Here is a 12,533-nt window from a genome sequence, read left to right as displayed (position 1 = left end):
TTCGTCTCAGTCGATGATGAAGCCGAAATCGCCCTGGTAGCCGGTGACGGGATCGATGTGGCGTGCGATGCCGTAGAGACGGTTCATGCGGCCGAGCAGCGCCGATTGCGAATCCGATGGCGGCGCAAACCCGTCATTGGGCCGGGACAGGTCCTTCTGCGCGACCGCGCGCACGACATAGGGCGTCACGATCACCATCAGCTCGGTTTCGTTGTTCACGTAGTCCTGGCTGCGGAACAGCTGGCCGAGCACCGGGATCTGGTCGAAGCCGGGCAGGCCGTTGATCGCCTGCTTGGTCTGCTGCTGGATCAGGCCGGCCATCGCCATCGAGCCGCCGGACGGAATCTCGAGCGAGGTCTCGGCGCGGCGGGTCTGGATCGAGGGGATCGTGACGGAGCTCGTCGCGCTCGACGAGATCGACTGCGAGACGGTGATCGAGTTGGTGTTGGACAACTCCGAGACCTCGGTCATCACGCGCAGGCTGATGCGGCCCTCGCTCAGAACCACGGGCGTGAAGTTCAGGGAGATGCCGAACTTCTTGTAGGAGATCTGCGTGGTGCAAACATGCGTGACGGGATCGCAGGCATAGCCCCCCGGAATCGGGAATTCGCCGCCCGCGATGAACGTTGCTGATTCACCCGAGATCGCGGTGAGGTTCGGCTCCGCCAGCGTCTTCACCACGCCTGCGCTTTCCATGGCGCGGATGGTTGCGGCGACGGTGACATTGCCCTTGGACAGGGCGCCCAGCCCGAGCCCGTTGTTGCTGACCAGCGGCCCGCCACTCACGGTGAAAGGATTGGAATTGTTGAAGCTCACGACCGCCGTGCCGGCATTCAGGCTGGCGCTGAGGTCGACGCCCATCTGCTTGATGATGTCGCGGCGCATTTCGGCGACCACGACCTTCAGCATCACCTGGTCGCGGCCGCGCACGACGATGTTGTTGACGACCTTGTCGGCGCCTCCGACCAGTTTTGCAGCGACGTCGCCGGCCTGCTGCGCCTCGACCGGGCTCGACACCGAGCCGGTCAGCATGACGCCGTCGCCGACGCCTTCGATCTGGATGCCCGGCATCGACTGCCGGAGCGCGGCACGCACGCCGTTCAGGTCGCGCTTCACTGCGATGTCGTAGGAGGCGACCTGCTGGCCGTCGGCCGCAAAGAACACGACGTTGGTCTGCCCGACCGCGCCGCCGATGATATAGGCGCGCTGTGGGGAGCGGACCACGGCATTGGCGATCTTGGGATCGGCGACCAGCACGTCCTTCACCTCGCGCGGCAGGTCGATCACTACCGACTTGCCGACGCCGAGCGCGAGGAAGCGGGTCCTGGCCGGAGCGGTCGTTGCGACCGGTGACACGCCGAGATCAGGCGCCTGCACCGGGCTCTGGTCGCCGACCGGTGCGTCCGCCGCGATCGCCGGTGCTGTGGCGAGGCCCAGCATCAGCATGATCCCCATCCCCAGAGAACGCGCGCCATTCCCCCGAATGCGCATCGCGTTCCGATTCTCCCCACTCTTCATTCCGGGTTACCCCATCACTTCTGTGACGATGTGCTTGAAACGCCGTCGCCTCTAACTCTCACGCGGGACACTCGAACCGCACGTGGCGGGTTCCCCGTCGTCGATGAGTAGGGAGGAAAAGTATAAGGGGTGTTGCGAGGCCGAATGTGATCGCCGGTCACGCAGCGAGTCTTGGCCGCATGGTGAACACCGCGTTATTCGGAGCGCGAAAACTCCGTAGATTCACGCAAGCCGTAAGGCGTTTGCGCACGTGACGCGAGGCGTCATGGTGAACGGGTGGTTAGCTCGCGACGCGAAAGAGCGTTGCGACGGTGCAAGGCGCTTCATCCTCGTTGTCGTCCCGGCGAAGGCCGGGACGACGGAGGAGAGTGTGACGCGAGCGTGCGTCTGCGCTCCCAAGTACGTGGAAGGGATGTCGACCTCCGGACGCGTAGCGTCCGCAGACCACGCGCGCTACTTCGCGCGCTTCTTCTCGATCACGTCCCAGATCTTCGCCGCGATGTCCGGTCCGCCAAGCCGGGCAATGGCGCGGATGCCGGTGGGCGAGGTCACGTTGATCTCGGTGAGCCGGTCGTTGATGACGTCGAGGCCGACGAACAGGAGACCGCGTTCGCGCAGCGCAGGTCCGACCGTTTCACAAATCTCGCGTTCGCGCGGGGTGAGGTCGGTTGCCTGCGCCGCGCCGCCGCGCACCATGTTGGAGCGGAGATCGTCGGGCGCCGGCACGCGGTTGACGGCGCCGGCGAACTCGCCATTGACCAGGATGATGCGCTTGTCGCCGTGCTTGACCTCGGGGATGAACTGCTGGATCACCCAGGGCTCCTTGAATGTCACCGAGAACATGTCGTAGAGCGAGCCGAAATTCATGTCCTGCGGCATCACGCGAAACACCGCGGCGCCGCCATGGCCGTGCAGGGGCTTCATGACGACGGCGCCGTGCTGCTCGCGGAAGGCGTTGATCTCGTCGAGATCGCGTGAGATCAGCGTTGGCGGCATCAACTGTGGAAAGTTCATCACGAACAGCTTTTCGGGCGCGTTGCGCACGCTCGCGGGATCGTTCACCACCAGCGTCTTCGGATGAATGCGCTCCAGGAAATGCGTCGAGGTGATGTAGGCGAGATCGAACGGCGGATCCTGGCGCAGCAGCACCACGTCAAAGCCGTTCAGCGCCTCGCGCCTGGGCTCGCCGAGGGTGAAGTGATCGCCCGGCTCGTCACGCACGGTGAGGAGCTGCATCGGTGCGACCAGCTCGTCGCCGACCTGCGACAGCTTGTCGGGCGTATAATAGGACAGCCCGTGGCCGCGCTTCTGTGCCTCCAGAAGCAGCGCAAAGGTGGAATCGCCGCGGATGTTGATGCGGGCGATGGGGTCCATCTGGACGGCGACGTTCAGTTTCATGGGCTGCCTTTCAGGTCGAGGCGTCGAATGCCGCCATCACATGGCGTGGAAGTGACCGCGGCGCAATCAGCATCGCGTCAAATCGCAATTCAAATTCGGCATGCTCGGGATGCGCCGCAAGCCAGCCTTGCGCTGCAGCGATGATGCGCTGCTGCTGGCGCGGCGTCACGGCGAAGGCGGCCTCATCGAGGCTGGCGCGGGCTTTGACCTCGACGAAGGCGATCAGATTGCGCCGGCGCGCCACGATGTCGATCTCGCCATGCGGCGTGCGGAAGCGTCGCGCCAGAATGCGATAGCCCTTGGCGATCAGGAAGGCCGCGGCGCGGCTTTCCGCGGAAATGCCGGTCTGGAACGCGGCAACGCGTTCGGGCGAGGGGAGTTTTGGCTCGGCAGACCCGGCGCCGTCAGTCTTCGCCATCGGCGCCCCGCAAGTCCTTGGCAAGCTCGAGCGCGCGCGCATAGACCTCGCGCCGCGGCCGGCCGGAGAGCTCGACCGCATGCGCGACCGCGTCCTTGACGCTGCTGGTCGCGAGCTGTTCGCGCAGGAGCTCGTCGAGCGCATCGGGCGTCATCTCCTGCGCGTCGGCTGCCGGCGGGCCGATCACCAGCACGAATTCGCCGCGGGTCTCCAGCGTATCGGCCTTATCTGCGAGCTCGCTCAGGGAGCTGCGCGAAATCTCCTCGTGCAGCTTCGTCAGCTCGCGGCAGATCGCGGCTTCGCGATTGCCCATGACCTCGGCGAGATCGGCCAGCGTCTCCTGCACGCGATTGCCGGAATCGAACAGCACCAGGGTGGCATCGATGCGGGCAAGCTCGGTGAGGCGCTTGCGGCGGGCGGTTGATTTGGCCGGCAGAAAACCTTCGAAGAAGAAGCGATCGGTCGGCAGCGCGGCGACCGACAGCGCCGCCAGCACCGAGGACGGGCCGGGGAGCGCGTAGACCGCGTGGCCCGCGGCGGAAACCTCGCGCACCAGCTTGAAGCCGGGATCCGAGATCAGCGGCGTGCCGGCATCGGAGACCAGCGCGATCGATCCGCCCTGCGCCAACGCCTCCAGGATCTTTGGCCGCGCCGCCTCCGCATTGTGCTCGTGATAGGGTTTGAGCTGCGCGGCGATGCCGTAGCGCTCGGTCAGCCGCCGCGTGATGCGGGTGTCCTCGCAGGCGATGATATCGACGCCGGCGAGCGTCTCGAGCGCCCGCAAGGTGATGTCGCCGAGATTGCCGATGGGGGTGGCGACGAGGTAGAGGCCCGGCGCCGCCTTGCTGGCTGAAAAGTGATGGGTGCCAATGGCAAAACCGTGCGCGGCGGGTTCCGCCGCACCTTCAGGCGTATTTATCGGGGCGGCCTTTGCGCGCATAATGGATACTTAAAGGGAGACGCGCGCTTGCGCCATATTCGCGGCGAAAAGCCCGCGTTGGTGCGGCCTGCAAAAACGGCGAACAGCTTGCCATGAGCGAAGGGCGGCCGCGTTAAGCGGTCATTATCCTTTTGTTTTGGTTAACTATTTGCCGACAATATGCTGCAATCCGCGTCCTCCCTTGCGGAGGTGAAGTCCTGACCGGCCCTTAAAATCGGCTGGTCGTTACGAAGAGCTGCCATGCCGGGCCCGCGTTACCCCAAGTCTCCGACCTCCGGTCGCCCTGCGTCGGGGGCGACCCGGCGAAGCGCGCTTGGGCTCCTGCTCGGCACGCCCTTGCTCTCGGCCTGCACCGGTGTGCAGCAGAGTCTGAGCCAGTTCTCCAATCCCTTCAGCTCCTCGTCGCAGCCGGCGCCCGCCGGGCCGCCGCAGCAGGCCACCACCGCCGGCACCGGCGGGGTGAAGGTCGGCTTGATCCTGCCACTGTCGGCCGCCGGCAATGCCGGGCTCGCCGCCCAGTCGATGCGCAACGCCGCCGAGATGGCGCTCGCCGAATTCCAGAACCCGAACGTCCAGCTCCTGATCAAGGACGACAATGGCACGCCGCAGGGCGCGCAAGGTGGCGCGCAGCAGGCGGTCGACGAAGGCGCGGAGATCATTCTGGGGCCGCTGTTCGCACAGTCGGTGCCGGCGGTCGCGCAGGTCGCGCGGACGCGCGGCATCCCGGTGATGGCGTTCTCGACCGATGCCAGCATCGCCGGCCGCGGCGTTTTCCTGTTGAGCTTTCTCCCCGAGTCCGACGTCAACCGCATCGTCGAATACTCCGCCAGCATCGGAAAGCGCTCCTTCGCGGCGCTGCTTCCGGACAACGCCTATGGCAATGTGGTGGAGGCGGCCTTCAAGGCGGCGGTGCCGCGGCGGGGCGGACGCGTCGTCGCGTTCGAGAAATACAGCGGTGATCGCGCCACGCCGGCGCGCAACGTCGCGCAGGCGCTCGGCAGCGCGGATGCGCTGTTCATTGCCGATGACGGCGATTCCGTCGTCGCGGTGGCCGATGCGCTCACCGCGGCGGGCGCCAACCTGCGCAACATCCAGCTGCTCGGCACCGGCCTGTGGGACAATCCGCGCGTCTATGCGAGCCAGGCGCTGCAAGGCGGTCTCTACGCCGCGCCCGACCCGGCGGGCTTCCGCGCTTTCTCAGGCCGCTACCGCACGAAATATGGCGCCGAGCCGGTCCGCACGGCGACGCTCGCCTATGATGCGGTGGCGCTGGTCGCAGCGCTCGCACGTACGCAGGGCACCACGCGCTTCTCGCAGGACGTTCTCACCAACCCATCCGGCTTCGCCGGCATCGACGGCCTGTTCCGCTTCCGCGCCGACGGCACCAATGAGCGCGGCCTCGCGGTGATGAAGGTGACGACCGGCGGCGGCGTCGCCGTCGCGGGATCGCCGAAGAGTTTTGGGGCGTAGCCCTCGACGTCGTCCTGGGTTTCGCCAGGACGACGTTGGGGAGTGCTTAAGCCGCGAGATCCGCGACCACCGCATCGAGCACCGGAAATCCGCTGCTGGTCACGCGCAGGCGGCCGGTTGTGTCGACGGTGATGGCGCCTTCCTCGCGCAAGAGCGCGATGCGGCGGGGATCGAGCGGGCGGCCGGCGAGCGCGGCGTAGCGCTTGGGGTCGATGCCCTCGGCGAGCCGCAATCCCATCAGCAGGAATTCGTCGGCGCGCTCCTCGCTGTTGAGGAGCTCGTCGGTGACGACGCCGTCGCCGTTGGTCTCGACCCGCATCAGCCAGGCTTCGGGACGCTTCTCGGTGGCGGTCGCGTGCCTGATGCCGTCGATGTCGAGGCGGCCGTGGGCGCCGGGGCCGATGCCGGCATATTCCTCGCCGCGCCAATAGACCAGATTGTGCCGGCACTCGGCGCCGCGGCGTGCGTGATTGGAAATCTCGTAGGCGGGCAGGCCAAGCTTGTCGCAGGTCTCCTGCGTGACGTCGTACAGCGCTCGCGCGACCGCCTCGTCCGGCGTCTTCAGCTTGCCGGCCTGGTGCAGGCCGAAGAACGGCGTGCCTTCCTCGATGGTGAGCTGATAGAGCGACAAATGCTCGGCGGCTTCCTCGATGGCGTGGCGGAGCTCGCCTTCCCACATCGCCGGCGTCTGGTCCGGGCGCGCGTAGATCAGGTCGAACGAGTAGCGGTCGAACGAGCGGCGTGCGATCGCGACCGCATCGAGCGCCTCGCGCGCGCTGTGCAGGCGTCCCAGCATCTTCAGCGAGACGTCGTCCAGCGCCTGCACGCCGAGCGAAACGCGGTTGACGCCGGCAGCGCGATAGCCGGCAAAGCGTGTCGCCTCGACGCTGGTGGGATTGGCTTCCAGCGTGACTTCGACGTCGCTTGCGACCTTCCAGTGCTTGCCGATCGCCTCTAGCACGGCGCCGACGGTCTCGGGCTGCATCAGGGATGGCGTGCCGCCGCCGAGGAAGATCGAGCTGACCTCACGTCCGGGCGCGCGCTCGGCGGTGGTCTCGATCTCGCGGGCGAAGGCGCGGGCAAAGCGTTTCTCGTCGATCGCGGCATGGCGGACATGGCTGTTGAAGTCGCAATAGGGACACTTCGACAGGCAGAACGGCCAGTGCACGTAAACGCCGAAGGCTTCCTTCTCAGCGCGGCTCAAGGCAGATCTCCGCAAGTTTCACGAATGCGCGGGCGCGGTGCGACAGGCCAAGGCCCAATGGCGGCAGGCCGTGCTTCTCGATGCTTTCCATCTCGCCAAAGGTGCGCGCGTGGCCTTCGGGCAGAAACATCGGGTCGTAGCCGAAGCCGGCGGTCCCACGCGGCGGCCAGACCAGCGTGCCGTCGACGCGCGCCTCGACCTCCTCGAGATGATCGTCGGGCCAGGCGACGCAGAGCGCGGAGACGAAATGCGCTCTTCGGCGGTCGGGCGCGGTGGCGCCGCGCTCCTGCAACAGGCGCTCAATCTGCGCCATCGCCGCGGCAAAATCCTTTTTGGGGCCCGCCCAGCGTGCACTGTAAATTCCCGGCGCGCCGTCGAGCGCGTCGACCACGATGCCGGAATCATCAGCGAACGAGGGAAGCTTCGCCGCCTTGGCCGCGGCGATGGCCTTGATCGCGGCATTGCTGCGAAAGTCGCTGCCGGTCTCTTCCGGCTCCGGCAGGCCGAGCTCGCCGGCCGAGACCGCCTCGACGCCGTGCGGCGCCAAGAGCTCCCGCATCTCGGCCAGCTTGCCGGGATTATGGGTCGCGATGATCAGCTTGCCTGTGATTCGCCGGTGCATGACCTATTGACTACGCCACCGCCATTTTCTGCAAGTCCACGAGACGCGCGACACCCTTGCGGGCCAGCGCCATCAACGACAGGAGCTCCTCCTGCGTGAACGGCTCGCGTTCCGCCGTTCCCTGCACCTCGATGATGCGGCCATCGCCCGTCATGACGAAATTGGCGTCGGTCTCGGCTTCGGAATCCTCGGCATAGTCGAGATCCAGCACCGGCGTGCCCTGATAGATGCCGCAGGAGATCGCGGCGACGTTGTCGCGCATCACGTTGGCCTTGATCATGTTGCGCGTCTTCATCCAGTTGATGCAGTCGGCCAGCGCGACCCAGGCCCCGGTGATCGAGGCCGTGCGCGTGCCGCCGTCGGCCTGGAGCACGTCGCAATCGACCGTGATCTGGCGTTCGCCGAGCGCTTCGAGATCGACGATGGTGCGAAGCGAGCGGCCGATCAGGCGCTGGATCTCGACGGTGCGGCCGCTCTGCTTGCCGGCGGAAGCCTCGCGGCGGGTACGTTCCGAGGTCGCGCGCGGCAGCATCCCGTATTCGGCGGTGACCCAGCCGCGGCCCTGGCCCTTCAGCCATGGCGGCAGGCGGTCTTCCAGCGTGGCGGTGACCAGCACATGGGTGTCGCCGAATTTCACCAGGCAGGAGCCTTCCGCATATTTGACCACGCCGCGCTCCAGCGTCACGGGGCGCAATTCGTCGGGCGCACGGCGGCTTGGCCGCATGGGAAATCCTCCAAAACTCGCAGGGAAAAGGCTATTCGCGGTGCTTGTAGGAGGGGGAAGGGGGCCCGGCAAGGGCTTTTCCCCGGCTTGGCCAAAGACGCGCTTGTCAGGGGCCCTCAGGATGGACAAATTATGTGCATCTGAGAGGAGTTACCGTCTGTGGCCCATCACGATCCGATTCATCTGATCGCGCCGCGCGCAGGCCTGGCCCAGCTCAACGAGCGTTCCCGCGATATCTTTCGTCAAATCGTCGAGAGTTATCTGGCGACCGGCGAGCCGGTCGGCTCGCGCAATATTTCCCGCCTGATCGCGCTGCCGCTGTCGCCGGCCTCGGTGCGCAACGTCATGGCCGATCTGGAACAGCTCGGCCTGATCTACGCCCCGCATACCTCCGCCGGCCGGCTCCCGACGGAACTCGGCCTGCGCTTCTTCGTCGACGCCCTGATGCAGGTCGGCGAGCTCAACGAGGCCGAGCGGCAATCGATCCAGAGCCAGCTCTCCACCGTCGGTCACGCCCAATCCGTCGAGGCGGCGCTGGAGGAGGCGCTGACGCGTCTGTCGGGCCTGACCCGCGCCGCGGCCGTGGTCTTGACCCCGAAATCCAATGCGCGGCTGAAGCATATCGAGTTCGTCCGCCTGGAACCGGAGCGGGCGCTGGTGATCCTGGTCGGCGAGGATGGCCAGGTCGAGAACCGCGTGCTGACGCTGCCGCCCGGGGTTCCCTCCTCGGCGCTGACGGAGGCTTCCAACTTCCTCAATGCCCGCATCCGCGGCCGCACCCTCGCCGAGGCCCGGCTCGAGCTGGAAACCGCGCTGGGCCAAGCCCGCGCCGAGCTCGACCAGCTCACCCAAAAGGTGATCGCGGCGGGCATCGCGAGCTGGTCCGGCGGCGAGAACGAGGACCGCCAGCTCATCGTGCGCGGCCATGCCAATCTGCTCGAAGACCTGCATGCGCTGGAGGATCTCGAGCGGGTGCGGCTGCTGTTCGACGATCTCGAGACCAAGCGCGGCGTGATCGACCTGCTCGGGCGTGCCGAGACCGCCGAGGGCGTGCGCATCTTTATCGGCTCGGAAAACAAGCTGTTCTCGCTGTCGGGATCCTCGACGATCATCTCGCCCTATCGGGATGCCGCCGGCCATATCGTCGGCGTTTTGGGCGTGATCGGGCCGACACGGCTGAATTATGCCCGCGTGATCCCGACCGTGGACTATGCCGCCCGCATCGTCAGCCGCCTGCTGGGTGGCTGACACCCGTTTTCGCCTGATCACGGGCGCTTGATTTTCGCGCTGCGAAGCACGATATCCCGGCGAGAAAAATCCCTAGAGACGAGTTCGAGAAGGCAGCCGATGACCGATCAAGACCGGCAACCCGAAGACACGACTGCGCCGACCGGCGAGCCCGTGGTGTCGAAGCCCTATGTGATGCCCGACGATCCGGAGCCCGGTTCGGTCGAGCTATTGCAGAAGGAAGCGGCGGAGGCGCGCGACCGCATGCTGCGGACGCTGGCCGAGATGGAGAATTTGCGCAAGCGCACCACCAAGGAGGTCGCCGACGCCAGGCTCTACGGCATCACCGGCTTTGCGCGCGACGTGCTCGATATCGCAGACAACCTCCAGCGTGCGCTCGATGCGGTGCCGGCCGAGGCGCGTGCCAATGCCGATCCCGGCCTGACCGCGCTGATCGAGGGCGTGGAACTGACCGAGCGCTCGCTACTCAATGCGCTGGAAAAGCACGGCGTGAAGAAGTTCGATCCCTCGGGCCAGAAGTTCGATCCGAACTTCCAGCAGGCGATGTTCGAGGTGCCCGATCCGTCGGTGCCTTCGGGTACCGTGGTGCAGGTCGTGCAGGCCGGCTACACCATCGGCGAGCGCGTGCTGCGCCCGGCCCTCGTCGGCGTCGCCAAGGGCGGTGCCAAGGCAGCATCGGCTGCCAACACCAACGAGCCGAACAGCGCGGCGTAAGCCGCGCTCGTCGCATCCTCAGCAATCCAGATCCTCATGGTGAGGAGGCGCGTAAGCGCCGTCTCGAACCATGCAGGCCCGACTGCCGCATGCCCGGCCTTCATCCTTCGAGACGCGCGCAAGCGCGCTCCTCAGGATGAGGGTCTGGTAGCGAACGCGTCTTACGCCGTCGCCGCGATATCGCCCGACTGGATCCGCTTCACGCCGGCCTTGGCCATGTCGGCCCAGGCCTTCGCCAGCGAGCCCTGGGTGTCGATGCCGCGGCAGGCGTCTTCCACCACATAGACTTCGAAGCCCGCCTTGCGCGCGTCGAGCGCGGTCCAGGCGACGCAGAAATCGGTGGCGAGGCCCGCGACGAACACGCGCTTGACCTTGCGCGACTTCAGGTAGGCGGCGAGGCCCGTGGTGGTCTTGCCGTCGGCTTCCAGGAAAGCCGAGTAGCTGTCGACGTCCTTGTGAAAACCCTTGCGGATGATGAGCTCGGCCTGCGGGATCGACAGATCCTTCGAGAGCGCGGCGCCGTCGGTGCCCTGCACGCAATGGTCGGGCCACAGCACCTGCTTGCCGTAGGGCAGGTCGATGGTCTCGAACGGCTTCTTGCCGGAATGGACCGACGCAAACGACACGTGCCCCGGCGTGTGCCAGTCCTGCGTCATCACGACGTTGGCGAATGATTTGGCGATCTTGTTGATCACCGGCACCACCTGCTCGCCTTCCTTCACGGCGAGGCTGCCGCCGGGCAGGAAGCAGTTTTGCACGTCGATCACGAGCAGTGCGGAGGCATCGTCGGGCTTGATCGCCGTCGCTGCCCAGAGCTTGCTTGAAACCAGGCTCGCGAGAGCAACAGTGGAAACCCCCGCGAGTACCTTGCGCCGATCCAGCATCGTACGTCCTCCCTCCAGGATGAACCAAGGAGGGAAGGGTAGTTCCATTTGTGTACAAACGAAAGCCCGAAAATGCGGCCGGCTTTGGTCAGCCTTTGGGCTGGATGCCGTCGCGCACCGCGCGGAAGCGGGTGAAGGCCTCCGACCACTGGTCGCGCGGGGCGCTGGCGATGATGCGCAGCGACGTGCCGCCGCCGAAGCGGATCCACTGCACCACCGTGACCTGGGTTTTGTCCTTGCCGCTGACGCCGTCGACACGGGTTTCCATCGCCGGCTGGCCGTTGACGCGGATCGGCTCGGACATGGTGATTCTGGACTCACGCATGCCGGGGATCTGCATCGCAGCCTCCTGAGCGAAGCGGGCGCGGTCTTCCGCCTGCTGCGGCGTTGCGCCGATCAGGCCGATAATCATGTAGGGCTTGGGCTCGAAGCCGGTGGCCTCGTCGCCGTCGGCCAGCACGATGCTGGCGCCCGGTGACAGCGTGCGCACGTTCTTGAAGTCGGCGAGGTCGGTGATCCTGAACGGCATCCGCGCGAGCTGCTCGTCGACCGGCACCTCCTTGCGCGTCACCGCGGTGGCAAACATCTGCCGCACCGCGTCGTCCGAGTAGATCTTGGTGGCGTTCTCGGGAATCTGCACGGCGACATAGCCGGAGAAGCCGGTGCCCGGCACGATCATGGAATAGCGCCTCACCGTCGCCGTGCCATCCTTGCCGGTCTCGATGGTGTAGTAGGCAAGGCCGGCGGGCGTATCGATCTTCTCCGGCTTGATGCTGCCGACGCCGCCGGGATTGGCCTTGAAGGCGTTGGCGACCTCGCCATAGGCGTCGGGCGGCAGCTCGGTGACCAGCACCTTCACGCCTCCGTCGTCGCTCTCAAAGCCCGGAAAGGTCTTGGCCTGGGAGAGGCCGATCAACGGCACCATGCCGACGCGCAGGCCCGGTGGAAACACGGCATCGGCCGCGACGGCCGGAAGGGCGGAGGCAATGAGGAGGGCAAGCGCGGCGAGGGGGCGTATCGATTTCATGGCTAGTCTACTTGGTCCACATTGAGGCCGTTCGATGGTGGGACCCCGGGCCCCTTTGTCGCGCGGGGCGCGGTCCCTGGCGGAGCTGTCCGGCCGCCCGGACCTTTGTCGCCCGGACTTTTAACGGGTTTGGCTGCGCCGTAACAGGGTGGGGCACGGTCCCGGCGCTGAGGACTGAACCCGTTAATAAACCCTCACTGCGAGAAGGTCGGAAAGGCCGGTATGATCTTCCAAAACCCAATGTTTTCGCGGCTGAAACTTGCGTTCGGTCCTTGCGGGCAGGTCCCCCCCTCCTATATGAGCGTCAACCATCGCAATATCGCGGATGTTTGATCTTAGGGGGTTTTGGATCGGGTGCCTTCTGGG

Annotated in this window: 12 protein-coding genes; 3 read left to right on the top strand and 9 right to left on the bottom strand. The window is 66.2% G+C overall.

All coding sequences use genetic code 11. The features are described 5' to 3' along the window. Positions 1 to 6 precede the first annotated feature (6 nt). The 4 genes from QQL28_RS30670 to rsmI all read right to left on the bottom strand — a co-directional run bounded on the left by QQL28_RS30670 (position 7) and on the right by rsmI (position 4,274). Complete coding sequence (locus QQL28_RS30670; RefSeq protein ID WP_431309667.1) at positions 7 to 1,446, bottom strand: type II and III secretion system protein family protein; 1,440 nt, start codon at positions 1,444 to 1,446, stop codon at positions 7 to 9. A gap of 525 nt (positions 1,447 to 1,971) precedes the next feature. Beyond that, positions 1,972 to 2,916 (bottom strand): glutathione synthase, encoded by a 945-nt coding sequence (gshB, locus tag QQL28_RS30665; protein WP_284271579.1) that lies wholly within the window; start codon positions 2,914 to 2,916, stop codon positions 1,972 to 1,974. 10 nt (positions 2,917 to 2,926) lie between these two features. Beyond that, positions 2,927 to 3,334, bottom strand: a complete 408-nt coding sequence (locus QQL28_RS30660; protein ID WP_284271577.1) for a YraN family protein — start codon at positions 3,332 to 3,334, stop codon at positions 2,927 to 2,929. Continuing rightward, a complete protein-coding gene (gene rsmI, locus QQL28_RS30655) occupies positions 3,321 to 4,274 on the bottom strand; it encodes a 16S rRNA (cytidine(1402)-2'-O)-methyltransferase (RefSeq protein WP_284271575.1) in 954 nt (317 codons plus the stop codon). The genes QQL28_RS30660 and rsmI overlap by 14 nt, the downstream gene beginning before the upstream one ends. 240 nt (positions 4,275 to 4,514) lie before the next feature. On the opposite strand from rsmI, the gene QQL28_RS30650 reads away from it, so the two are divergent. Next, positions 4,515 to 5,744 carry a penicillin-binding protein activator gene (locus QQL28_RS30650; RefSeq protein ID WP_284271573.1) on the top strand — a complete coding sequence of 410 codons (1,230 nt, stop codon included), beginning with the start codon at positions 4,515 to 4,517 and terminating at the stop codon, positions 5,742 to 5,744. Between the two features lie 46 nt (positions 5,745 to 5,790). Here QQL28_RS30650 and hemW read toward each other — a convergent pair whose 3' ends face one another. The 3 genes from hemW to rph are packed head-to-tail and all read right to left on the bottom strand — an operon-like array spanning position 5,791 to position 8,294. After that, a complete protein-coding gene (gene hemW / locus QQL28_RS30645; protein WP_284271571.1) occupies positions 5,791 to 6,948 on the bottom strand; it encodes a radical SAM family heme chaperone HemW in 1,158 nt (385 codons plus the stop codon). Further along, complete coding sequence (gene rdgB / locus QQL28_RS30640; RefSeq protein WP_284271570.1) at positions 6,935 to 7,570, bottom strand: RdgB/HAM1 family non-canonical purine NTP pyrophosphatase; 636 nt, start codon at positions 7,568 to 7,570, stop codon at positions 6,935 to 6,937. Before rdgB ends, hemW begins: the two co-directional genes overlap by 14 nt. Before the next feature lie 10 nt (positions 7,571 to 7,580). Continuing rightward, positions 7,581 to 8,294 carry a ribonuclease PH gene (rph, locus tag QQL28_RS30635; protein ID WP_284271568.1) on the bottom strand — a complete coding sequence of 238 codons (714 nt, stop codon included), beginning with the start codon at positions 8,292 to 8,294 and terminating at the stop codon, positions 7,581 to 7,583. A gap of 159 nt (positions 8,295 to 8,453) precedes the next feature. Between rph and hrcA the strand changes: the two genes are divergently transcribed. Then, positions 8,454 to 9,542 carry a heat-inducible transcriptional repressor HrcA gene (gene hrcA, locus QQL28_RS30630; protein WP_284271567.1) on the top strand — a complete coding sequence of 363 codons (1,089 nt, stop codon included), beginning with the start codon at positions 8,454 to 8,456 and terminating at the stop codon, positions 9,540 to 9,542. Between the two features lie 99 nt (positions 9,543 to 9,641). Next, positions 9,642 to 10,256 (top strand): nucleotide exchange factor GrpE, encoded by a 615-nt coding sequence (grpE, locus tag QQL28_RS30625; RefSeq protein WP_284271565.1) that lies wholly within the window; start codon positions 9,642 to 9,644, stop codon positions 10,254 to 10,256. A 161-nt stretch (positions 10,257 to 10,417) separates the two neighbouring features. On the opposite strand, the gene pncA is transcribed toward grpE, so the two are convergent. Continuing rightward, the gene (gene pncA, locus QQL28_RS30620; protein ID WP_284271564.1) at positions 10,418 to 11,140 is read right to left on the bottom strand and encodes a bifunctional nicotinamidase/pyrazinamidase; all 723 of its coding nucleotides are present in this window, start codon (positions 11,138 to 11,140) and stop codon (positions 10,418 to 10,420) included. An 88-nt stretch (positions 11,141 to 11,228) separates the two neighbouring features. After that, entirely contained in the window at positions 11,229 to 12,167 is a 939-nt protein-coding gene (locus tag QQL28_RS30615) for a hypothetical protein (RefSeq protein WP_284271563.1), read from the bottom strand. Positions 12,168 to 12,533 lie beyond the last annotated feature (366 nt).

The sequence above is a fragment of the Bradyrhizobium iriomotense genome (assembly GCF_030160715.1).
GTDB lineage: Bacteria > Pseudomonadota > Alphaproteobacteria > Rhizobiales > Xanthobacteraceae > Bradyrhizobium > Bradyrhizobium iriomotense.
The sequence above is the reverse complement of the archived record's forward strand: the minus strand, read 5'-3'. Positions and strand labels throughout refer to the sequence as shown.

Bases quoted from the DNA above. Each gene is read 5' to 3' on its own strand.
- QQL28_RS30670 (WP_431309667.1), bottom strand. From the start codon at position 1,446: ATGCTGATGCTGGGCCTCGCCACAGCACCGGCGATCGCGGCGGACGCA.
- gshB (WP_284271579.1), bottom strand. From the start codon at position 2,916: ATGAAACTGAACGTCGCCGTCCAGATGGACCCCATCGCCCGCATCAAC.
- QQL28_RS30660 (WP_284271577.1), bottom strand. From the start codon at position 3,334: ATGGCGAAGACTGACGGCGCCGGGTCTGCCGAGCCAAAACTCCCCTCG.
- rsmI (WP_284271575.1), bottom strand. From the start codon at position 4,274: ATGCGCGCAAAGGCCGCCCCGATAAATACGCCTGAAGGTGCGGCGGAA.
- QQL28_RS30650 (WP_284271573.1), top strand. From the start codon at position 4,515: ATGCCGGGCCCGCGTTACCCCAAGTCTCCGACCTCCGGTCGCCCTGCG.
- rdgB (WP_284271570.1), bottom strand. From the start codon at position 7,570: ATGCACCGGCGAATCACAGGCAAGCTGATCATCGCGACCCATAATCCC.
- rph (WP_284271568.1), bottom strand. From the start codon at position 8,294: ATGCGGCCAAGCCGCCGTGCGCCCGACGAATTGCGCCCCGTGACGCTG.
- grpE (WP_284271565.1), top strand. From the start codon at position 9,642: ATGACCGATCAAGACCGGCAACCCGAAGACACGACTGCGCCGACCGGC.
- pncA (WP_284271564.1), bottom strand. From the start codon at position 11,140: ATGCTGGATCGGCGCAAGGTACTCGCGGGGGTTTCCACTGTTGCTCTC.
- QQL28_RS30615 (WP_284271563.1), bottom strand. From the start codon at position 12,167: ATGAAATCGATACGCCCCCTCGCCGCGCTTGCCCTCCTCATTGCCTCC.